The organism is Bifidobacterium mellis (assembly GCF_000967265.1).
GTDB lineage: Bacteria > Actinomycetota > Actinomycetes > Actinomycetales > Bifidobacteriaceae > Bombiscardovia > Bombiscardovia mellis.
Window position 1 is genome coordinate 862568 of sequence record NZ_KQ033885.1, and the last position, 22299, is coordinate 884866.

Genomic DNA, 22299 nt, shown 5'->3' on the forward strand with positions numbered 1-22299 from the left:
GTTTTCTGTTTGACTACCCAATTCAAAACATTTCAACTAAGGAACGAGGTAGCCATGGACAACCATGACCAGCCCAAAGCTACTGCTTATGCAGGTGCAGGCATAAGTCCCGTGCCGGAGCCGGGGAAGGGTGCGGAACCGCCGGAGCCTTATAGGGGCATCTATCTCATGCCCATGTTCATGTGCCTGTATAGCGAAGATCTAGATGAATCAGAGGTTTTCTGGACGCAGGGATTGGGCTTCATCAATTTATACACCATGCCGGGCATGATGATTCACTTGAGGCGCTGGGCCTTTCAGGATGTGCTGATTCGTAAGAGTGGTTCCAATACTGGCGACCCTGATACGGATATGGAGTCCATAGGAAGCCTGAGCGTAGCAGTCACGGAAAAGCAGATCAGCAAGATTGTGGATGCATGCGAGCGCCTCCGTCCTGGCTCCACTTCAGCTCCATTACGTAAGCCGTGGAATTCGCTTGAAGCTAGGATTCACACTCCGGAAGGCCTGATTCTTATTCTGACAGCCGCTTTGGCTGTCGACAAACAGAAGGCTCAAGTTTATCTGAACTCGCACGGTCAATGAACAAAGATGAAGTACCTCCCCTACTCGTGATTTGATTGAAAGAGCAACGATTAGATGTCTCGAACGGCCGGTGGATCAAAACATGAGGTCTGCATCTTTTCGCAGATAGTTGTTGGTTCCGTTCTTGATGGTCGGCAGAACATGGTGGTAAGAAGAGGCATTCCAACTGCGCTGCCAGCCAGTTGAAGAGCACAGTGGTAGCAGAATGTAGATGCATGATCCGGTAGGTTGCTCTGGACCCGGTAAGATCAGGTAGACTACCTGGAGAAGACAAGCCGCAAACCCCTGTAAAACTGGTTTATTTTGGGACGTCACAGACCGAGAAGGCGAAACTCATAAGAGTTCCTACTGACTTACTCTTATCTGATTTTAATATTTCAATGCTTTTGAGATTCTCATTGTCTTGTACCTGGTTCAGCGCGTACTGTTCACCATCTGAGGTGGTAAAGCGGAGGATGGGGTCTCCCTGCTTGCTGAGCTTGCATGACACGGTGCCCTCATCAACTTTAAGAGGCCAGGTGTGACCCAGATCTTCTTTCGAAATTGTTTGCGGGTTACTGGTGGCTGCGACTTTATTGCTTTCATCAGTGGAATACTCCTCAGGGTGCTTCATGCCATCGGTGCAGCCGACAACCCCCACGGTCAGCATAATTGTGGCGCATATAAGCAAAATGGTTCTGAGGCTCTGCTTGAGTCGCTTTATAATCATTCGACCTTCTTTCATACTTGGAGACGGTTTCTAGCGCTCGCTGGCCAAAGCCATATATCCGTCCTCAAGGTTGGGCGCGGTTTCGACAGAGCCTGCGGGCGGGGTGTCGGTGACTATGCGGTACCTTGTCCCCTGTGGGGTAGGTTCCGCGTTGATGATTGTGGCATTATCCGGTGGGGCTGCGATGGGGGGCGTGACCCAGGTGTGACCGGCAGCTTCATGGATCAGCCCCTCTGTTGGCCCGTCATACTGTTTGCGCCCGAAACGTAACACGCACACCCAAGGGCAGGTTTGTGCAACGTCATCGAGTATGTGGGTGGAGAGGATGACGGTTCGATCCTGCCCCAGCTGGGCAAGGAGTGTGCGGAACCGCATGCGCTCTTCGGGATCCAACCCCGCTGTGGGTTCGTCGACTACCAGTAGCTGGGGGCCGCCCATAAGGGCCTGTGCGATGCCGACCCTGCGCCTCATACCCCCGGACAACCCTCCGATGGGTTGGTTCATCACGTCTTCCAATCCCACCTGTTCCAGGAGGGTATGCGCCTGCTCTTGTCGTACGTGTTTGTTGTCAATCATTTTCAAGATGCCGATATAGTCAAGGAATTCAAGTGGCGTCAGGTTGTCGTAGGGGGTGATGTGCTGTGGCAGATAACCCAGGTGCCGTTTTAGATTTCGCCTATTGGCTGGCGAAGAGAGGTCTTGCCCATCAATAAAAACTTTGCCTTTAGTCGGTTTGATTATTCCGGTGAGAATGCGCATGAGGGTTGTTTTGCCGGCACCATTTGGTCCTATGAGTCCTATCATGCCCTGTGGAAGATCAACGGTCAGATCGTTTAAAGCGGCCGGTCTCCCCCGAAAATCCTTGGTCAGATGGTCAATCGAGATAAACATGTGGGTAATTCCTCTCAAAGTCAGTGGTTAGTCATACCCGAACTTTTATGTGGTTGGAGGCCATGTTCGCACCAGTGAAAAGGAGGTAGATGATGCACACCTGCCAGAGCAGGGATATGACCCCTGATTGGGCGGTAAAGGGGCCATTCACTGGTACGTACATAGGATTGGTGTGGAACCATCCCTGCGCAATGGGATCGCCAATGACTGACAAGGGGCCGCCATTGAGTGTTGGAAGTGGTAAGAGGGGGGTATAGAAAGCCAGCCAAGCCCATGCCAGGACGGCAAGAATTCGGGCTACGATCGTGGGCAACAGGGCTCCCAGCAGGGCGGATATCCCCATAGCGATCAGCATTGATGGTGAGAGTATGACAAGTGCTACTGCCAGGGCCACCAGTATTGCCTCACCGTTGCCGTGGATGGCTTGGTGGACCGCGATCAATACAAGGAAAAGCAGGGAAGACGATATGCAGATAACCCAGGCTCCCAGGACATGAGCTGCGCGGATGACTGCCATCGGCAAGGGGGAGGTGGATTCAAGTTCGTCCATACCTGTTCGCCTGCCGGCAGTCATAAGGTCGCTGAAAGATGCTGCGTATGCCAACGGGGTGAACATAGCAAGAACCTGTCCGGTAAAGACAAGACCCTGTATGTTGCTGAATCCAGGTGACATAGGAGAGGCATAGGCCAAAAAGAGGGCGAAGAGCGCCAGCGGTATGCTGGCTATCCATAAGGCTTTGCGCCGATAAAACATCAGTAGCGTGATGCGTACAAGACTCAGTATCCTCATAGGGCTGCCACCTTTACGACATTGCGCTCTGCATCACTGCAGATTTTCCATCCGAAGATTGCGCCTGCCGCCGCAATAATCATTGGGACGAGTCGTTGCCGGACCGGATCGGTTATGTATGGATCCCATATAAAGCATAAAAACAGCCAAATAGCTATGGAAGCCAGCGATGACGTTGGCATGGACATGGTAAGTACGGCTATAAGGAAAACCAGACAGTTGACAATGAATATACTGCCAACCGGGGTAATGATGCTCACCCATCCCTGGTCGCGTGGCCAAAGTCGCATCAAATGCAAGCCGATAAAGAGAAGGCCTGCGGCAGCAAGAAATGCTCCGGTAATGATAAGCAGCCTGGTCACTTGAACTTTCCGCCATCCAGTTGGAGTTGACTCAGTAAGTTCAACGATTGGGTCACCATTGAGCACAAAAGCTGTAGATAGGCCAGCAGCAATTACTGGCACCTGAGTGAGAGCCATCATAACTGGTCGTATGCGACCCGGTGACCAACTGCCTTCCAGTAAGAGGCCCGCAAGAAGAATACATGCGGTCAGTATGAAAGGCAGCAATACCAGCCTATAAAGCCTCTTGAGCTGTATACCTACGAAAGCCAACCTCATCCACCTTCCTCATATCTGGTTTTGGCCTCGGCTGCCGCCAGACATTGCTCGCTGCTCGTCCTGTCTGCTTAGTTAGTAGCGAGAGAAGATGAAAAGGTTCATTAATTTTTATCACCGCCGGCGAGTTGAGTATGCCAGGCAAGAGGGGCTGTAAGGATAGCAGCAGATAGGAGTCCCACTGTCAGTAGGATGGTCCCTGCCCAGGCTGCGGTTGTAGTGGGTACCGAATTGACCCATGCCGGTAGGAAAAATGATGACCTCAAGTTCTGCAAAGTTCTCATTAGTGGTGCAAGTACCCCTAGGAGCAGTGCAATCCAAGAGCATTGCCATATGCATAAGAGGGCCACGATATTCGCCAGGAGTGTCATGGGGGCTATCGTTTGGGCAATAACCGGCAGGGGCCGTATTCCAGGGTTAATCGCAGTGACAATCAACAAGGCTGCTCCCCCGACGACAATATTGGAGATAAAGGCCAGCAATAGCCCAGTAGCTACTACAACTTGAGGTCCCAAAGGCATACTGAGCATTAATTCACGATCATCTTTAATGGAAAAGACCAGGATCATGGTCAGTGCCATGTTGAGCATGAGCATATTTGAAAAGATATGCGTACCGAGACTGCCATACCGTGCACCTTGCATAAGGTTGCTAATTAAAACGGAGCACGCTGCTATCGCGATTTCCACCAGTAAGATATATCGCGGTATGAGGCGTAATTGTGCCAGAACAAGCGGGCCACAGGAACGTACTTGACGCATGAATGGTATCGGTTGATACGTTACCAGTGACGGCTTCTGGTGGATGGCCTTCATTACGCTAGTAAAAGCCGGAACTGCCGGCTGGGCATTCTGCTCTTTTTCCCTAAGCGCCTCTTGAACTTCACCCCGGTACTCTTCGGTGACCGGGCCTGTGCTGTCTGGGCTTGTGCTCTTATATTTGTCTGTCATAATCACCTCTTCAATTATCTCTGGCTCGGCACTTTATGGGTTTTGACAGGAGCGAGGTCGGTCAACTGCGGGCGCAGGATCTGCCTTGCCCGGGCAATGCGAGATTTCACAGTCCCAACCGGGACGTCGAGCAGGGAGGCTATTTCCGGGTAGGGTAACTCGTGGAGCCAGGCTAGCGTCACCGTGTATGCCATTTCTGCTGGAAGTGCATCAATCCTTTGCCGTATTATTTCCATCGTCAGATCCTTATTGACCAGTTCTACAGGCTCCAGCTGATCATCGGTTATCGAGTCAAGTTCCACCTGATCCATTTCGTCAGGTGGTTTCGGCTTGCGACGTTTCATATAAATTTGCCGCCGGGCGATGCCGAGTATCCAGGTAAGTACCTTGCTGTCTGCGCGGAAGGTTTTTGAGGAACGCCAGCAGCCCAGCCAAGTGTCATTGAAAACTTCACTGGCATCTTCATCGTCGGATATTCGCAGGGAAATAAAGGCTTGGACGGTATGAGCATACTTATGGTAAAGTGCTTCAAAGGCCGATTCATTCTCAGCGGCCACCATCTTGATCAGCCTTATATCATCGGTGTCTGGATCAATGCGAGATCGTTTCACTGATGATGTCCTTCTCTGTATTGTCTACATCCTGGATATCGTCCTGCATACTGTTATGCAAGCGGTTATCGCGGTTATGCTCCATTGCTATTACGAATTTGCTGAGATGCTGTTTTTTGGATCGTCCATCCTGTGAATCCCGTCGCAAGACAAAACATTAACGTCTGCGCATCAAGTAACTTCTCAGCAGGTGTAGGTGTCCTAGCGCTTATTTACGCCCTTTCAAGTACTTCCGTATCTTCTTTAGGGCCCAGTCGTAGTGGCTGGAGGTCGAAGAGATGAAGGCAAAGCCCAAGGTAGAGTTTCCGGTCCATGGGAGGGCGCCCTTGGTGAACAGCTGTTCGTTGGTGAACGACTGCGCCAGAGCCATGACCTTCTTATGGGATTCAATGAACAGGTTCAAGGCCTGATCGTAGGTGGTGTCATCATGCTTGTCCCGCAGCTTCACATTCATCTCGCCGTAATTGCGCCAGTTGTAGCCGTCAGGAAGAAAGTCGTGGGTCCTGCCCTGCTGGTTGTCCTCCACCCAGTTCAACAGCAGCTGATGCCACTCGTAGAGATGGACGAGCACGTCCTTGATGTTCCTGTCGCGTGCCCAATGGGCCCCCTTCTCCTTGCTCAGGTCGAAGGAAAAGCGGCCATTGCGTTCTTCAGGTGTCAGCGGCTCAAGCAGCGCCATGATTTTGTCGAAGCCATCATCAGCCGCCTTGATGAATTCTTCCTTGGTGGTCGGTCGCGCCATGACGGTCCTCCATTGCTATATTAGCTGTATTTGATGAGCAGCCGAGTGGGCTTGATTTTTATGATTTTGTTATTGCATTTCAAAGGCGCTTGCTTTAGCTATTCTACGATGTAACTAGCGCTTGGGCAAAAAGAAAGTGAAATATCGTTTCTGCTGAATGTCCATTTAGATTATTTACATCTACCGAAGCCAAACATGAAATATAGGGTACAGCACTTGCCAGGAATTCTCATTCGCCATATTTGATTTTCAGCATGGACTATGTCACCTCTTTGAGGGGGAGAAGTTGATATATATGATTAAATATAGCCAATCTCCTACAAGAAATGCGGATCAGCAGTATTGTTATTTGTCAGCATCCGCTTACTTGCACATACTGTAAAACGTCTATTTCTGTTTATATCTTTAGAAAACTGAATTTTGCATTTGCTTCTACAATTATTAATGTTTCTGAATCGATGTATTTGGTGATATTTTAACGATGTAATTACCGTTGAGCATTTAAAGAGGAAATGAGGGGGGTTTTGATTTATGTCAGATGATGAGGGCGTTGAAGCAGGCGAGGAAGTAAAAGGACCCTTTTATAATGTAGAAAGAGGTGGATTTAATAAATCGGAGCATTATTCGAAACAGCAAATTCGCATCTTGGTTCAATCGGTATTAGCAAACTCTGTAAATCTCTCTACGCTCATAGGTTCAGGGGCATCTATGCCAACAGTTCCCTTAATGGGTAGCGTTTTCAGTGATTACCGAAAATCCTTAAAAGACCAAGGCAAAACGAACCTAGATAGAAAAATCGAAGGATTTCTTAAAAAGCGAGCCAGTGACAACCAAACAACTTTAAGCGAAAGTACTGATGCGGGAAGTGGCGGATTAAAGAAGGAAATCGAAAACTTCAAAGACATTGAACCATTCCTTTCATGGCTTGATTACCGCGTCTTGGGAGGTGTGGATGAAAAAGAAGACAGCGCTATGTATAAGAATATAGTGGCGTTTCTGCTAAAAAAGATCCGTGAAGGAGACGCAAATGAGCAGCAAGAGGATTCAGGAAAAGACAAGGATTCAGGAAAAGACAAGGATTCAGATAAGGACAATGTCTGCAATGTAAGCAATAACTATCGAAAAGTGATTCAGGGATTAGGAGAATCAAGAAGAGTTGTAAACGCTCAGAGTAATGGCCACTATGATGTCGTAAATCTATTCACTACCAACTATGATCTATGCCATGAACGTGCTTTAGAATCCAGTAGATATGCCTATACTGATGGTTTTACGAACGGTATAAAAAGCACATTTTCTATGACTGAATTCCATAGAAGACCGGCTGATTTGGAAAATCGATTTAAAGATCACCTAGAATTAGTCAATCCATTTTTCAGACTGGTCAAATTGCATGGTTCTATAAATTGGAAAAGCGACAGCGAAAATTCCCAAATAATCAGGACACAAACTGTCAATGATACTGATGATGAAGCGGATTTGCAGGATGTTTTGATATCGCCAACTTCTTCCAAGTATGCGTTAACTCAAAATGAGCCCTACTCTGACTTGTTCAGAGAATTTGTTAACACACTTGCTGTGCCTAACACAGTGCTATTTACTGCTGGCTTTAGTTTTGGTGACGATCACATTGCTAAATTAATACTGGATGCACTCGCAAGACCAGATTTTACACTCTACGCTTTTGTTTCGAAGCCTATGATCTCAGATGCCAGTAAGAATGGATTATCAGCATTCTATGCGAAAGCAAAATCCGCTAATGCATATTTTATATATCCATACAAAGATGCAGAAGGCAAGGAACTTGATGAGGATGCACCCCTACAGTTCTCCGACGTTGCCGACTTTTTTGCCCCAACAATATTTACGTACACAGATGTTGAAGACTCAGACGCAACACTTCATATCGACGTGGATACCAAAAAAGGTGGCAAAGAATGATCGAGTCCAGCAGAAATAAGCTAAGCGAGTGGCGTATAGGCACGATAACCTATGTTGATCAAAAACAAATCAGATTTCGTGCAGTTTCGAGCGACATTACTGACCGGCTGTTGTGGGGGAAATTCCGACATATAAATAGCCTCAACCAGTATCTTTTCGCTTATTTGAACACCGCCGTAAAAGTAATATTCAAAGTTATTGCAATAGCAGAGTATGAAAAGCCATACGGACATGAAGCATCGAATAGGTTCCTAGATGACTACGTTTTCTCAGCTATTCCACTGGGCGCGATCAGTTCTGGTGGTTACAGCCCTGGTGTCGTTGACATTCCAATGGTTGGTTCTGATATCTATGCTTGCGACGAAACTGAGCTGGCCGTTTTGTTCAACTGTGATGAAAGGCAATCAATCGGGCAATTAGCAGGTTATCGCAATATTCGGCCTTCTTTGGAACTTGACGATCTTTTTGGCGGCCACACAGCAGTGCTGGGCAATACAGGGTCAGGAAAATCAACCACTATACGACTGTTACTAAGCAAGATAATGAGGGAACTCGTTTGCCAAAAGCAAGGTATAAAGAATGATGCACTATTTGTTGTGTTCGATCTGCATGGTGATTACAAAAATATAGCTCAGAATTTTGAGTCAATCGATTCGGGGAAAGTTACCTATTATGACAATAAGAATTACCATTTATCACCAGGCGAGTTAACGATTGATGACTGGTCCTCGATTCTGAATCCATCCCAACGAATACAAAAACCCTTACTGGAACGTACAATTCGATATTCATTCTTAACTGATCAGGGGATGAAAAAGCTATATGCAGCTTTGGCATACCAAGCATTGGAAGACACCAATGCGGACAGCCATGCCTCTAGGCGGATTTTAATCTCAAAATATGTTGATAAACTAGAAAAAGATATTAACTACCCCGATAGTACAGATCCGAATTTAAAAGAAACGTTTATATTAAATGTACCTGGATCAAGGACGGGAGAGATACGTTCACCCCAGTCATTCAAGGAATTGTTCGAACTGTATAATTTGTACTACGGTAATCTACCCGACGGCTTGCAGAGTACATTGCAGGAATGTTTTCTCAACTATTTGACTCCGAAGTTCATGGATGGCAGCCAGCCGAATATCAATGAGATTCTTAAGGATAAAGATTATTCGAAAGATCCTTCCACAATATCGATGGAGGACATTGACCGGTCCTTAGATTTTGTATTTGCTGAAGAAGAGGTCAGAGGTAATAAGCAGGCCCGATCTTATTCAGAAGGACTTGTTACTCAGCTTTATAATCTTCGAGAGAAATACTCAGATAATATTTTGAGCAATTCTGCAAATACGACGTCAGTTTCTTCAATATTAGCTCGTAAGAAAGGATGTGTCATCTTCGATGTTTCCGAGATGCCAGATTCTGATGGGCTTAAGTTATTCTCTAATTATGTTGCAAGATATCTGTTTGAGAGAAATAGACAAGATGATGATTACGACAAAGAGCCGGTTTATCTTATATTTGATGAAGCGCATAGATATATTCGTCAGAATGATCTCACCGACGACAGTATTTTCAATCAAATCGCTCGCGAAGGTAGAAAATTTGGCGTTCATTTAACGATAATCAGCCAAATTCCAAGTGAATTATCGAAGGTCGTACTATCGCAGACTGGCGCTTTCATAATTCATAGAATACAAAATGCAATCGATTTGGATTATATAAAAAGGAACGTTCCGTCCATCACCGCTGATCAAGTCAGTCGATTACCCAGTTTTGCACCTGGTACTGCCGTTGTCCTCGGAAGTGCCTTTCAAGTACCGATGGAACTTGAAATAGACGGTATTTATAAGGATGAAACTCCAGGAGTTTCAATGTACAAAAGCTGATTAATGTAATTGGTTGCTGATACGGCCATCGCGCACGGCAAACAGCCGATCGCACTGACCTGCCACCTCATTGTTGTGCGTCACCAGTACGATGGTTTTCTTTTCGTGGTTGGCAAGGTCCTTCAGCACCGATATGACTTTTTCTCCGGATTCCTGATCCAGGGCGCCAGTCGGCTCGTCCGCGAATACCACGTCTACGTCGGATAACAGGACGCGGGCCAGGGCAACACGTTGCTGCTCGCCGCCAGACAGCAGGGTGACGCTTTTCTTTTTCTGATCGATAAGACCAAAGTACTTCAAGAGGGAATCCGCCGTCTTTCTGGGAAAGCGGGATCCGCGAAGGGTGAATGGCAGAGCCAGATTCTGTTCGACTGTCATGCTGGTGATCAGGTTGTAGGACTGGAATACGAAGCCTAGATGCTGGCGTCTGAACTTGGTCATGGCCGACAGCCCCAGACGGGTTATGTCCTTGCCCAGCAGAAGCACAGTGCCGCTAGTGGCCTTCTCCAGCCCAGCCAGGCAGTACAGCAGAGTTGATTTGCCGCTGCCTGACGGCCCGATGATGCCGGTCATCTCCCCCGGATAGGCAGTGAATGAGATGTCATTGAGAATGGTCAGTGAATCGCCGCGGCGCGGGGAGACCACCATGGACAGCCCCGTAGCTTCAATCGTGGGTGTCGGGCCTCTGCTTTCGCTTACGTTGGGGTTATTCATGGTTGCATCTTTCCCCTGGTTGATCATCGACAACCTTCCAGACCGAGGCATCTACGCTCAGTAATGCTGATTCGCCTCGCAGATGTCATGTGCCCTCGTTCGTCGCTTGCCCCTGTATGACGGTCATCCTTGTCGTCATCAGTCACTTCCATTGATATCAGCGAAAGAAGGGATGAAATACCCTGAGTTACCCTGAATTATCCCTGATTCGACCCTGATTTTTCGAAATAAGAGGCATGCTCGATCAGCCATGCTTACGCGCCGCCACTGGCAAAGTCAGTAGCGGCGGGGATCAGCTGATTACTGCTGCAGCCTCATTCGCTGACAAGCAGTAGGGATTTGATGGCGGTGCGCTGGTCCATGGCCTCATAGGCTTCCTGGATGTGATCCAAGGCAAAGCGCTGGGTGAAGACCTTGCCTGGCTGGATGCTGCCCTTGAGCACCTGGTCAAGGAGCAGATGCCTGTCATATGTGGTGACTGCGGCCGTGCCTCCTCGCAGCCCAACATTGCGCCAGAACAGCTTAGAGGTGTCCATGGTAGCCTGCTGCGGCACGCCCACCCTGCCGACTACTGCGCCGGGCCGGGCCACCCTGATGGCGGTGTCGGTGGACAGCTCGGTGCCCACGCATTCCAGGACGGCATCGGCTCCTGCTCCGTCGGTGAGGGCCATGACCTGCTCCACAGCAGCGTCGCCGCGTTCAGCCACGATGTCAGTGGCTCCGAATTCACGCGCCAACTTCTGGCGGTCCTCATGTCGGCTCATGGCAATGATGCGTTCGGCCCCACGCAGCTTGGCTGCTATGACTCCGCACAGACCCACCGCCCCATCGCCCATGACCACGACCGTGTCGCCTTCTTTGACCTGGGCTGTTGCGGCTGCATGATAACCCGTGGCCATTACGTCGGAGAGGGTCAGCAGTGAGTCGAGCATGTCGTCGCTGTAGTCCTCGGGCTGGCCTGGAATCTTCACCAAGGCCCAGTCCGCGTTGGTGAAACGCAGATACTCACTCTGGTAGCCGCCGCTCCCCCGCCTGTCCGGATCAAGGCAGTCACCGTCGAAGCCGGCCCTGCAGGCCGCGCAGTGTCCGCAGCCATGGGTGAAGGGCGCAATGACGAAGTCGCCTGGCTTGACGTGGGTGACTTCGGAGCCCACCTTCTCGACCACTCCGATGGCTTCGTGCCCCACATAACTGCCTGAGGGCATAGAGGAAATTCCCCGGTACCACCACAGGTCGGATCCGCACACGCAGGCTCGGACGACCCGAATCACGGCATCTTTGGGCTTTTCGATGTCCGGCATCGGCGCTTCCTCCAGCTCGATGCGGCCCGGCTTCACAAACTTTGCTGCCTTCATGCTCCTGCTCCCCATTCTTCACTACCTGGCGGATCCGTCTGCCAAGTATGCGGATGAAACATAGTCTACGGAGTTCAATCCGCTCGAAGTCAAGTCAAATCCTTATTGTGCGCGATTCACAGAGGTGCGGACAAGATTGTCACACGGGAATACGGTCATAAGATGCAGCCATATATAGGTGCTGTATAGGGATGCCGTATAAGGGTTGCTATGTAGAGGTGGTGTATTGAGGTATCGTCATAGGTCTTGTGACAAATCGTAAGCATCCTTGTATGCACGTCATAGGCCGAACCTCAACGATTCAACTTATTTGGAGGAGCTTTGTGGGCTGCCAAGTTCCTTAAGGAAGGAAGCATAGGCCTGGGGGTTGCGATGGTTTTTACCTGCTTGGACAATCAGCCCGTGATATTCACGCAGATCGTTGAGTGACCATTGATCAACCCGAATAAAATCCGCCTCGTACTCTTCGCCCTCCTGATATGAACGTAAAGAGGCCCACCTCAGACCGTCCAGCATCCGGCGTGCATAGGCGTCCCAGATGAAGCAGGGCTGGCCGAATGCATAAAGCCGTATGACATCCGCCGTCTCGCGTCCGACTCCGGCAATGGTGAGCAGGCTGTCACGCAGACCTTCATCCGCGCAGTCCTCCACATCGGCCGTTCGGATGCCATGAGCCAGCAGCCACTGAGCCAGGGCTTTGCAGGTGCGTGCCTTGGCTTTCATAAAGCCGCTTGATCTGATCAGGTTCGTCAGCCTTGTCAGGTCGACGTCGGCCATGTTGCAGGGGTTGAGCAGGTTGGCCTTGCGCAGTTGCTCGATGGACATGGCCGCGTTCCCCCAGGCTGTATGCTGGACCAGCACCGCTCCGATCATCATTTCGAAGTCAGTCTCTGCCGGCCACCAATTCTGCACTCCCAGACGAGCGAGCAAACGCGAGTACAGCCACTGTGAGCAACCGGCATTTATCCTGCCCGCATCGCCCATAACGCCTCCATACGATTCCTGACGCTTTCATGGTAACAGCTGGCTCCAGCCGGTGCGGAGCGAGTCAGAGGATGGCAGGCGCCTGGGCGAAGTCTGTGATAGCGCCATCGGCCTTGGAACGGATAGAATCCCAGTCCTTGGCCGAGGACTGGTCGTACATGGCCCAGACCTTCATCCCAGCGCGCTTGGCCGAATCGACGGCGACAAGAAGATCCTCGAACACTGTGCAGTGGTCAGGCGCAACGCCCAACATCCGCGAAGCCAGCAGGTAGATTTCCGGCTCCTCCTTGCCTATGCTTTCGGCGTCATCCACACTGCAGACCTGGTCGAAACAGTCGACCATGCCTGCATGTTTCAGGGCAGCCTGTCGCAGGCGCGGAGGGAGGCTGGTCGCCACAGCCAGGGCGGCACCGCTGGCCCTCAGCGCTCGCAGGTAATCGAGTGCATGTGGCTTGGGCTGCACAGCCGTGGCGTAGAGCAGGAGCGCGTCCTGGTTCCACTCCTCAATTAGATCCTCCGAGCGCTCGTCAAGATGGAAGCGGTCGATGGTGTACCTGGCGATGGCGCCGGTCTGCATGGAGGCCACTGCGGATGCGTAATCGTCCGGCATGGGGATGTGGCGGCGAGCAAAGAAACGTTGGTCGATTTCCTTCCAGACTCCCATGGAATCCAGAAGTGTGCCGTCCAGGTCGAAGATGGCGGCCTTGCCAATGTTGACTTTTGTTCTATTTCCGCCCACGCCGCAAGTTCTCCTATTCGTCGAAGTTATTCATAGTAGCATGATCTCAAATCATGTCCGGACCGGCGGCTTAGAGCCAAGGCCCTCCCCAACCAGCCATGGCTTCGGAAAAGTGGGTATGTTCAACAGTTTAGTCTTGCTCCGCAAGTCATCATTCCGAGCGATTGTCAAATATTTTGCGCTCAGTGAGTGAAAAGCAGATAAAAGTTGAAGAAAATATACAATATTGGTTGAAACAATGTTAGCATGCAAATACTAGAGAAAATCATCGAAAAAGGAGTCTTATGGCTATTCAGGAAACAACAGCGGCTCTGGCTGATCCACTGCGTCGTCGTGTGCTGGATCTCTTGGAACAGGGCGGCATGGAGGCCGGACGTCTGGCCGAAAAGCTGGGAATGACGCCATCCAAGCTGTCCTATCATCTGAGGAAGTTGAAAGAAGCAGACCTGATTGTCGGCCACAAACAGGGCACCAGGGTCATCTACGAACTCAATCTGAGTGTGCTGGACAGCACCATTCAGTGGCTCTACCGCCTGCGGACAAGCGCCAGCGACAAGAGAAGTCTGCCCGAGCCGCAGACCGTGAGCAAGGAAACTGGTTCGACGGCGGTTTCTGAGTCCTAAGGAGACTCTCATGGCGGATGGCAGCAAAGCGGGTCGGTTCGTCCCGACCCTTATCGCGGCTCAGTGGTTGCCGGGGATAATCATGCTGGGCGTAAGCCGCATAGTGGTAAATCGTCTGCCGAATGAAAACGTCCCGCTTCATTGGAATGCACAGAACCAGGTGGATCGCTGGGGCTCTCCCCAGGAGCTGGTTTGGATGCCCTGCTTCAGTCTGGTCATTGCGCTGATTTGGACCATCCTCATGCTCGTCCTGCGCGCATATTTGATTAAACGTGGTGATGAAGCGGGGCATACCTTGACCGTTTTTCTGCTTGGTGGTCTATGCATGCAGATTGTTTTCGCGGTTTTAGATCTGTTCGAATTAGCTGTTGCTGATCCTCATTGGGGATGGTGGCCGACGGATTTCGGCATTGATAAGGTCGCCATGCTATTGACTGGTCTGACTCTCATAGTCATCGGCAATCTTGCTCCTAAAACCAGACCCAACGGCATCAGCGGTTTTCGAGTGCCAGGTGCCTACGCCAGCCGCGAGGCTTGGCGCCGTTGTCAGCAGTTTGGCGGGGTGCTCTTCATGATTCTGGGCGTGGTCATGATCCTGGCCGCCCTGGCTTATAGCGGAGTCAGGCTCTACTGGATCTGTGGAACCGCTCTGGCAATCGTCCTTGTACTCATATGTGCCTATGGTTCATACGCTGGCAGAAAGTATGCCGGGCAGGGAGAACCTATCTACCACCGTTAGTTCCTGTATGCAATGCGTGAGCTAAAAGAGACTGTAAATGACAGCTCAGGATACAAGTAAGAACTTCCTGAATCCGTTGAAGGACTCAAAGCTGATTTAGATCAAATCAAGCACCCGCCAACACGGTCCTTCATCATCAGTATCATTTCACGAGCCAAGCTGCAACAGTCTGGACAGGCAATCTGCTCTCACCTTAGAAACTGGAATAACAGACACCGCACAAACCCTGTATTTCATGGCAACATGGTTGAATGCACTCGAAATGAGGACGAAAGCAGTGCGCTCCTATCGGGGATTGTTGGAGATGTAAGAGCTTTAACATCACCTTTCTCATCTAATTAACCCAATAACGACCGTCTACACACCCGGCGATCTTCTGCGTGCATGCTATAAAATTCGTTTAGCTATTTAGTCAGTTTAGATCTCGGGGAAGTTCGTACGTCCTATTACCGATCCATAGTCTTGCTTAAATTAAGGAATTCATATACGCCATCGTTCGATTTTTGCATTTTAGAACCCGTTATTTTAAATCCTGCGCCCTGATAAGCTTTAATTGCACGTTTATTGAAGCTGGCTACTGAAAGAACAATAATTCTATAATTAAAATTATTCTGTATGAATTCTTCGATTCCTTTGACGAAATTTAATCCCAACCCGTGTCCAGTCAAATCCGGTCTCAATCCTAAACCAACTTCTACTTTTTCCTCTGATAGCCTTTCCAAGCAAAAATAACCAACCAGTTCATCTTGATCATCCACAACCTGGTAATACTTATCTCCACGCAACTTCGGAGTGATTATCTCTTCAAGATCCTCTAGATCATTTTCCATATCATAAAAGCTGTATTGGCCACCATAGTGCCATTTTCTAGCGATCTGGTCTGCATTTGCCTGAGTTAAGTGTGCTATTTTCTTAAATATCATATTTACTCCTTACTCAATGTGCAGATTCCGAATTAATATCGGTAGTAATAGTCAAGAGATCTTGTTTAAGTGACCCAAAGGTTAATCAATAAAACCCGAACTGGGGGACAGACACAAATACTGTCAGCCAAGTTTGCATTGCGAGGCTATTGGAGTGAGATGATCGATGTGCTGCGCCCAATCTGCAGGGTTATGGAAAGGTCCCTGGGCCGACTAAAGAACTGGCCCAGGGACCTTCTTTATTTGCGCTTCTTTTTCTCGCGTATATGCACGGAGATCTGGATGGGAGTGCCCTCGAAACCGAACTCCTCACGCAGGCAGCGTTCCAGATATCGGCGGTAGCCGTGTTCCAGGAAGCCGGTGGCGAAGATCACGAAACGCGGCGGTCTGGTGGAGGCTTGGGTGGCGAAGAGGATCCTCGGCTGCTTGCCGCCCCGCAGCGGATGCGGGTGTGCAGCCTGAACCTTGCCCAGGAAGGAGTTGAGCTTGCCGGTCGGTATGCGCTTGTCCCATGATTCCAGAGCGGTGCGCATGGCCTTGGCCAGCCGGTTGGTGTGCCAGCCGGTCTTGGCGGAAAGGTTGACCCGCTCGGCCCAGGTGACCCGGTCGAACTCGGTCTGCCAGAGCCGCTCAAGACGCTGACGGCCGAAGTCGTCCAACAGATCCCACTTGTTGAAGACCAGGACGATGGCCCGGCCCGCATCCACAGCCTGGCTCATGACCTTCAAGTCCTGGTCGGCGATGGGCTGGGAGGCATCGAAGAGGATCAACGCCAGTTCCGAGCGTTCGATGGCCGCCTGGGTGCGCAGGCTGGAGTAGTATTCGGCACCCGAAATCTTGTGTAGGCGGCGCTTGATGCCGGCGGTGTCGATGAAGAGCCAGTCCTCGCCGTCCACCTGGACCACCTCGTCGACCGGGTCTCTGGTGGTGCCGGCCACATCGTGGACCACGGCCCGCTCCTCGTGGGCCAGCTGGTTGAGCAGGGAGGACTTGCCTACGTTGGGCCGGCCGACCAGGGCCACCCGGCGCAGCCCCTCCGGGGTGAGGAATCCCGAGGTCTTCTCGGCCTTGCCGAGCTCTTCCAGCGCGGCGTCCAGCAGGTCACCTATCCCCCGGCCGTGCATGGCGGAGATGGCATAGGGTTCGCCCAGTCCCAGCTTCCAGAATTCGGAGGCGGTGTAGTCGGCCATCCGGTCGTCCAGCTTGTTGACAGCCAGGACGACCGGCTTGCCGGCGGCCCGCAGCATGGTGACGATCCGCTCGTCGCTGGCGGTCAGCCCCACCTGGCCATCCACGACCAGAATGACGGCATCCGCCAGTGATACGGCGACCTGCGCCTGGGAAGCGATGGCGGATTCGATGCCCTCCACGTCGCTCTCCCAGCCGCCGGTGTCCACCAGCTTGAACTGGGTGCCGGCCCACTCGGCCTCGTAGCTGACCCGGTCGCGGGTCACGCCAGGGGTGTCCTCGACCACGGCGGCACGGCGGCCGAGAATCCTGTTGACCAGGGTGGACTTGCCCACGTTGGGCCTTCCCACCACGGCCAGCACGCCTACAGCCTTGGGGCCCTGGTCCTGGTCATCCTGGTTCTCGGAGCCGCCCTCCAGCAGGGCACGGTCCTCCTCGTCCAGCTCATAGTCGTCCAGGTTCCGGGCGTACTCGTCGTAGGATTCCTCCTCCATGGCCGAGGAGACCAGATCGATCAGGACCTTCAGGGTCTGCTCGAAGGTCAGATCGGAGTTGTCCACGGTGGTCACCCCGTCGGCGGCGCTCATGAAGGAGGTGACCTTGGAATCCCGGGCATCCCGGGCGGCCAGATCCTCGGCGCCGGCCGACCCGGACTGGGCCTGGCCGCTGCGACGGGCCTGACGGACCTCCTCACGGGCTGTCAGCAGCACACGGACCTGGGCATCCGGGGCCACCACTGTGGTGATGTCACGTCCTTCGGCCACAACGCCCCGCTCCTGGTCAGCCATGATGGCCCGCTGGGCGGCGATGAGGACATGGCGCACGGCCGGAATCGAAGAGACCACGGAAACATGCTCGGAGACCTTGGTGGAACGTATCTCTTCATCCACGTCACGGTCGTCAAGGCTGACAGTAGGATGCTCGGGGTCCAGTCCCATAACCAGGTGGCAGCCGGTGATGGAATCGGCCACGGCTTCGGTGATGGCCCCATGGTCGGGCTGGTCCGCGTCCAGGTCCAGCCCGCGGTCCATGCACCAGAGGGTGACCGCCCGGTACATGGCGCCTGTGTCCAGGTAGGCCAGTCCGAAATGCTTGGCCAGGGCCCGCGAGGTGGAGGACTTGCCCACTCCCGCAGGGCCATCGATGGCGACGGTGATCACAGTCCGACCTCCTTATCCAGGGCCTTGATCTCGGTGGCGGAGAGCACCCGGTAGGAGCCCGGACGGATCTCGCCCAGCCGGATGGGGCCGATCTGGGTGCGCACCAGCCTGGTCACCGGGTAGCCGATGGCGCCGAAAATGCGCCGGACTATCCGGTTCTTGCCCGAATGCAGGACCACCTTGACGATGGTGTGCTCGCGATTGTGGTCGATGATGGCGCAATGGTCCAGCCGGATGAGGCCGTCGTCCAGCTCCACACCCTGGGTGACCAGCCGTCGGCAGACGTTGCCGCCAATGTGGCCGCTGAGCGTGGCGATGTAGGTCTTCTCCACCTCGTAACGCGGGTGCATGACGTGCTGGGCCAGCTCCCCGTCGTCGGTCATGAGGATGAGGCCCTCGGAGTCATAGTCCAGCCTGCCCATGTGGAAGACGCGCTCGTAGCGGTCCCCGATGATGTCGCGCAGGGTGAACCGACCCTTGGGGTCGTCCATGGTCGAGAGGACCTTGCGGGGCTTGTTCAGGGCCAGGGTGACGTGCTTGTCGTTCAGATGGATGCGCGATCCATCCACGCGGATCTGCTGATGGGAGGGGTCCACCCGGCTGCCCAGGGTGGTAACCAACTTGCCGTCGACCTCGACCCTGCCCTGGGTGATGATTTGTTCGCATTTGCGACGAGAGCCGAATCCGGCCTGGGCCAGCACCTTCTGGAGGCGGATGCCTTCCTCCCCCTGTTCGCGCGCTCTTATCGCCTGTGTGTATGGATGTGGCATCGTTCTCCCAACGTGGCCTGATAGATATGTAACGGATACCGTTCCGGACGACCGCAGCCGCCGAAAGGTCATATCATACTATATCGGAGCCTAGGGAAGTGTTGTTGGCTTGCCCTAAGCTTGAAACTGTTATTGCTCATTGTCGTCGAAGGGATTGCAAGGTGGGGAACATGACTATGGAAGCAAGTGCTGAGCCGGTCCTCGAACAGGCCGACGGGCAGGTTGCCGCAAAGCCCGTCCGCAGGCGGATCAGACCTCGTGATGTTCGTTGGATTCGTGCGGCCGCAGAGTTGGCGGGAACCTTCCTGATCTGCGCGGTCATCTACCTGTCCTACAGCTTCGGCCAGCTGGTCATGGGCCAGCCCAGCGTGGTGCTGCCGGTCTTGGGTACCGCTCTGACCTACCTGGTCGTGACGGCCATGCTGGGAGGTGTCTCCGGCGGACACTTCAACCCCGCCGTGACCGTGGCTGCCATGTTCACCTCGCAGATCAGCATGGTGGACGGATTGATCTACATCGTCGCCCAGGTGATCGGCGCTATTGGCGCCGGTGCACTCGCAGTCGCCCTTATTCCTGTCAGCAAGTCCGTGCCGGACAGGACCTGGCTCATGTTCTCGGTCAACGGTTTTTCCGGCGGATCACCCGCTGCAGCCACCCTGGGCCAGCAGCACATCGCCTTCGGGGCGCCCATGGCCATCGTGGTTGAGCTGATCGGCTGCATGATCGTGGTGGCTGCGGCCATCACCACCCTGCGCTCCGACGGCCGCGCCCGCCGCAACCATGCTCTCTATACCGGGCTGGCCTACGGCGTCGGCGTGCTGGTCACCTACCCCATCACCTGCTCGGGACTGAACCCGGCTCGCTCCACCGGCATCGCCATCTTCGCCCAGTCCAAGCACATGGCCGTCAGCCCGATCTCCCAGCTCTGGCTCTTCTGGATCTGCCCCCTGCTGGCTGCATCCCTGGTGGCCCTGGTCATCATCGTGACCAGCATCATCACCGACAACATGGCCATGCATGCCATGGGTATCGCCACTGACGCCCAGCCGGTTGCACAGGCACAAACACACGCTGACGCCTTCGCTGCTACAGGTGCGCAGACACAGGATCAATCCGCCCAGGCCAATCCTGCTCCGGTTCAAAACACTGCCGCTGATGCAGCAGATGCTGCAGACACGGCCGCCCCCGCAGACACCACGGCTCAGGCTGTCGATGTATCGGCTCTATCAGATACTGATGCAGGGCAGGATGCCGATGCCGGTAAGCAGGCTGATGGTGGCCAGGATGAGGTTGCCCCAGTCGATGCAGGGACCATTCCCGATCTGCAGGTCGAGCCCCTTCACACCGCTTCCGAAAACGAAGAGGGTGACGAGGAACCCAAAGACAAGCCTACCGAAGGCTGAACTTAGCAGGACCGAAAAGCCTGAGAGGGGTCACAGCAGCAGCTGAATGCTGAAGTAGGTGACCAGGAGGCCGATGCCCAGGGCGATGCTGATGAAGGCGTCGAAGGGCACCGACCGCACCTTCCAGGGGCTGCGATCCTTGAGAATCAGCCGCAGGGCGCCGCAAACCAGGGCCGCGATGGATACCAGTCCAGTCGCGGCCCAGGTGTATCCACAGAAGGCCACGAGCGCGGCGACCAGCACCACCGTAAAAATGATCCCCTCACATACAGGACGGCCTTCCTGGGCCTCAGAGACGAAGGGATGACCTCGGCCTGATGTCTTGGGCGGCTGCGGGGGCTTGAGGTCCGGGTTCTCGGCCTTATCTGCGTCTGTCATGCTCTCCTGCCTCTGCACTTGCTCTGCAGGTTCGAGCCTACCAGCGCTGCAGACGCAAAGCGACCGTGCCGCCATCGCCCTTGGACGATGATGGCACGGTCACTGTTCCAACAAGGAGCCAGAGCTGTCCGATCAGTTCTTGTGCTGGAAGATCAGATGCTCGTTGGCGAAGGTGTCGAAGCCCAGGCTGTAGAGCTCGCGGCCATAGCCGGAGTTCTTGATGCCTCCGAAGGGCAGCTCGGGCATGGTCACCCAACCGCCGTTGATGAAGGTCATGCCGGTCTCGATGCGACGGGCCAGGGCATCCGCATGCTCGGTATCCGAGGAGAAGACCACACCGCCCAGGCCGTAGCTGGAGTCGTTGGCCAGCTCGATGGCCTCATCCTCGTTGGCCACCTTGTAAATGGAGGCCACGGGGCCGAACATCTCCTGGTTGTAGACAGGGTTGTCACGGTCGATGTCCGTCAGAACCGTCGGGGTGAAGAAGGCCCCCGGCGAATCGTAGGGCTTGTTGCCGTAGACGACCTTGGCTCCACCGGCCACGGCCTTTTCGACCTGCTTGGCCAGGTTGTCGCGGGCGGAGACCATGCACATGGGGGCCAGCGTGGTTTCGGGGTTGCTGGGATCGCCCAGAACCGCGTGCGAGAAGGCGTCAACGATGAGCGAGACGAAGTCGTCGTAGCGGTTCTCCGTGACGATGAAGCGCTTGGAGGAGGTGCAGACCTGGCCGGCGTTGGTCAGCCTGGCGCCTGGGGCCACTTTCTTGAGCAGATCCCAGTCAGCGTCATCCAGGACGATGAAGACGTCGTTGCCGCCCAGCTCCATGGAGGACTTCTTCAGGTTGGCTCCAGCCGACTTGGCCACCGAGGCGCCGCCGCGCTCCGATCCGGTCAGGGCCACGCCAGAGACGCGGGGATCGGCGATGGCACGGTCAACCTGGTCATAGTTGACGAAGAGGTTGGTCAGGCTCCCCTCGGGGGCTCCTGCCTCGGTCACGGTCTCCTGGAAGGCCACAGCCGAACCCGGCACGTTGGAGGCGTGCTTGAGGATCATGGGGTTGCCCAGAATGAAGTTGGGAGCGAACACGCGCATGATCTGGTAGTAGGGGAAGTTCCAGGGCTCGACCATGAAGACGATGCCGGTGGCCTGCTTGATGTAGTAGGCCTTGCCGGCGGGGTTGTCCAGGGGGACGGGGGCCAGCAGCTCTTCGGCGTGGTCGGCGAAGTAGTCGGCGATGTCCGCGCACAGCTCCACCTCGGCGCGGGCCTCACCCACCAGCTTGCCCATGTCCAGGGTCAGGTTGGCAGCCAGGGCATCCTCGTTCTGGCGGAAGAGCTTGGCAACCTGGCGCAGTTGTGCGGGACGGTCTCCGGGGCCCTCCTGCTTACGCCAGGTCTTGTAGAGGTCATGGCCACGGGCCAGGGCGTTCTCCAGGTCCTCGTCGGTGGCATCGGGGTAGGTTTTGACAAGTTCATTATTAAAGGGATTGACAGTCTGATAGGTCACAATATCTCCTTCGAATGATTGATAACCAGTCAGCATCTTCGCTGGTCAGTCTATTCAGCATATCACCGCATTGGACCCCGCGGTCAAGGAAT

Annotated in this window: 22 protein-coding genes; 6 read left to right on the forward strand and 16 right to left on the reverse strand. The window is 53.5% G+C overall.

Annotation, left to right across the window (positions count from 1 at the left end; all coding sequences use genetic code 11):
- The first annotated feature begins 54 nt into the window (after positions 1 to 54).
- Positions 55 to 582, forward strand: a complete 528-nt coding sequence (locus tag JF70_RS03815; RefSeq protein ID WP_045935348.1) for a VOC family protein — start codon at positions 55 to 57, stop codon at positions 580 to 582.
- 298 nt (positions 583 to 880) lie between these two features.
- On the opposite strand, the gene JF70_RS03820 is transcribed toward JF70_RS03815, so the two are convergent.
- The 7 genes from JF70_RS03820 to JF70_RS03850 all read right to left on the reverse strand — a co-directional run bounded on the left by JF70_RS03820 (position 881) and on the right by JF70_RS03850 (position 5892).
- The gene (locus tag JF70_RS03820; protein WP_231578829.1) at positions 881 to 1306 is read right to left on the reverse strand and encodes a DUF2511 domain-containing protein; all 426 of its coding nucleotides are present in this window, start codon (positions 1304 to 1306) and stop codon (positions 881 to 883) included.
- A 15-nt stretch (positions 1307 to 1321) separates the two neighbouring features.
- Entirely contained in the window at positions 1322 to 2182 is an 861-nt protein-coding gene (locus JF70_RS03825) for an ABC transporter ATP-binding protein (protein WP_045935350.1), read from the reverse strand.
- A 31-nt stretch (positions 2183 to 2213) separates the two neighbouring features.
- Positions 2214 to 2972, reverse strand: coding sequence for a hypothetical protein (locus JF70_RS03830; RefSeq protein WP_045935351.1), 759 nt, complete (start codon positions 2970 to 2972; stop codon positions 2214 to 2216).
- A complete protein-coding gene (locus JF70_RS03835; RefSeq protein WP_156149586.1) occupies positions 2969 to 3454 on the reverse strand; it encodes a hypothetical protein in 486 nt (161 codons plus the stop codon). The genes JF70_RS03830 and JF70_RS03835 overlap by 4 nt, the downstream gene beginning before the upstream one ends.
- A gap of 239 nt (positions 3455 to 3693) precedes the next feature.
- Positions 3694 to 4539, reverse strand: a complete 846-nt coding sequence (locus tag JF70_RS03840) for a hypothetical protein (protein ID WP_045935352.1) — start codon at positions 4537 to 4539, stop codon at positions 3694 to 3696.
- A 14-nt stretch (positions 4540 to 4553) separates the two neighbouring features.
- Entirely contained in the window at positions 4554 to 5150 is a 597-nt protein-coding gene (locus JF70_RS03845) for an RNA polymerase sigma factor (protein ID WP_231578831.1), read from the reverse strand.
- A gap of 208 nt (positions 5151 to 5358) precedes the next feature.
- Complete coding sequence (locus tag JF70_RS03850; protein WP_045935354.1) at positions 5359 to 5892, reverse strand: ClbS/DfsB family four-helix bundle protein; 534 nt, start codon at positions 5890 to 5892, stop codon at positions 5359 to 5361.
- Positions 5893 to 6423: 531 nt separating this feature from the next.
- Here JF70_RS03850 and JF70_RS08710 point away from each other — a divergent pair.
- On the forward strand, positions 6424 to 7833 hold the full coding sequence (locus JF70_RS08710) for an SIR2 family protein (RefSeq protein ID WP_082069380.1): 1410 nt from the start codon (positions 6424 to 6426) through the stop codon (positions 7831 to 7833).
- On the forward strand, positions 7830 to 9725 hold the full coding sequence (locus JF70_RS08715) for an ATP-binding protein (RefSeq protein ID WP_082069381.1): 1896 nt from the start codon (positions 7830 to 7832) through the stop codon (positions 9723 to 9725). Before JF70_RS08710 ends, JF70_RS08715 begins: the two co-directional genes overlap by 4 nt.
- On the opposite strand, the gene JF70_RS03865 is transcribed toward JF70_RS08715, so the two are convergent.
- The 4 genes from JF70_RS03865 to JF70_RS03880 all read right to left on the reverse strand — a co-directional run bounded on the left by JF70_RS03865 (position 9726) and on the right by JF70_RS03880 (position 13490).
- Positions 9726 to 10466 carry an ABC transporter ATP-binding protein gene (locus JF70_RS03865; protein WP_082069382.1) on the reverse strand — a complete coding sequence of 247 codons (741 nt, stop codon included), beginning with the start codon at positions 10464 to 10466 and terminating at the stop codon, positions 9726 to 9728.
- A 287-nt stretch (positions 10467 to 10753) separates the two neighbouring features.
- The gene (locus tag JF70_RS03870; protein WP_045935357.1) at positions 10754 to 11794 is read right to left on the reverse strand and encodes a zinc-dependent alcohol dehydrogenase family protein; all 1041 of its coding nucleotides are present in this window, start codon (positions 11792 to 11794) and stop codon (positions 10754 to 10756) included.
- Positions 11795 to 12100: 306 nt separating this feature from the next.
- Entirely contained in the window at positions 12101 to 12778 is a 678-nt protein-coding gene (locus JF70_RS03875; RefSeq protein ID WP_052690730.1) for an endonuclease III domain-containing protein, read from the reverse strand.
- Positions 12779 to 12842: 64 nt separating this feature from the next.
- Positions 12843 to 13490 carry an HAD family hydrolase gene (locus tag JF70_RS03880; protein WP_045936106.1) on the reverse strand — a complete coding sequence of 216 codons (648 nt, stop codon included), beginning with the start codon at positions 13488 to 13490 and terminating at the stop codon, positions 12843 to 12845.
- 311 nt (positions 13491 to 13801) lie between these two features.
- Here JF70_RS03880 and JF70_RS03885 point away from each other — a divergent pair, with 311 nt between their 5' ends.
- Both JF70_RS03885 and JF70_RS03890 read left to right on the forward strand, forming a co-directional pair.
- Positions 13802 to 14140 (forward strand): metalloregulator ArsR/SmtB family transcription factor, encoded by a 339-nt coding sequence (locus tag JF70_RS03885; protein WP_044097886.1) that lies wholly within the window; start codon positions 13802 to 13804, stop codon positions 14138 to 14140.
- A gap of 10 nt (positions 14141 to 14150) precedes the next feature.
- The gene (locus tag JF70_RS03890) at positions 14151 to 14879 is read left to right on the forward strand and encodes an SdpI family protein (protein WP_045935358.1); all 729 of its coding nucleotides are present in this window, start codon (positions 14151 to 14153) and stop codon (positions 14877 to 14879) included.
- A 446-nt stretch (positions 14880 to 15325) separates the two neighbouring features.
- Here JF70_RS03890 and JF70_RS03895 read toward each other — a convergent pair whose 3' ends face one another.
- From JF70_RS03895 to JF70_RS03905, 3 genes are all read right to left on the reverse strand, one after another.
- Positions 15326 to 15802, reverse strand: a complete 477-nt coding sequence (locus tag JF70_RS03895) for a GNAT family N-acetyltransferase (RefSeq protein WP_045935359.1) — start codon at positions 15800 to 15802, stop codon at positions 15326 to 15328.
- Positions 15803 to 16041: 239 nt separating this feature from the next.
- Complete coding sequence (gene der / locus JF70_RS03900; RefSeq protein ID WP_045935360.1) at positions 16042 to 18150, reverse strand: bifunctional cytidylate kinase/GTPase Der; 2109 nt, start codon at positions 18148 to 18150, stop codon at positions 16042 to 16044.
- Positions 18147 to 18920: a pseudouridine synthase gene (locus JF70_RS03905; protein ID WP_045935361.1), complete on the reverse strand. Its 774-nt coding sequence runs from the start codon at positions 18918 to 18920 to the stop codon at positions 18147 to 18149. Before JF70_RS03905 ends, der begins: the two co-directional genes overlap by 4 nt.
- A gap of 170 nt (positions 18921 to 19090) precedes the next feature.
- On the opposite strand from JF70_RS03905, the gene JF70_RS08510 reads away from it, so the two are divergent.
- Positions 19091 to 20323 (forward strand): MIP/aquaporin family protein, encoded by a 1233-nt coding sequence (locus tag JF70_RS08510; protein ID WP_082069383.1) that lies wholly within the window; start codon positions 19091 to 19093, stop codon positions 20321 to 20323.
- A 30-nt stretch (positions 20324 to 20353) separates the two neighbouring features.
- On the opposite strand, the gene JF70_RS03915 is transcribed toward JF70_RS08510, so the two are convergent.
- Together JF70_RS03915 and JF70_RS03920 are read right to left on the reverse strand one after the other, a co-directional pair.
- Positions 20354 to 20701, reverse strand: a complete 348-nt coding sequence (locus JF70_RS03915; protein ID WP_154313476.1) for a DUF3017 domain-containing protein — start codon at positions 20699 to 20701, stop codon at positions 20354 to 20356.
- Positions 20702 to 20833: 132 nt separating this feature from the next.
- A complete protein-coding gene (locus tag JF70_RS03920) occupies positions 20834 to 22207 on the reverse strand; it encodes an NAD-dependent succinate-semialdehyde dehydrogenase (RefSeq protein WP_045935362.1) in 1374 nt (457 codons plus the stop codon).
- Between the last annotated feature and the right edge of the window lie 92 nt (positions 22208 to 22299).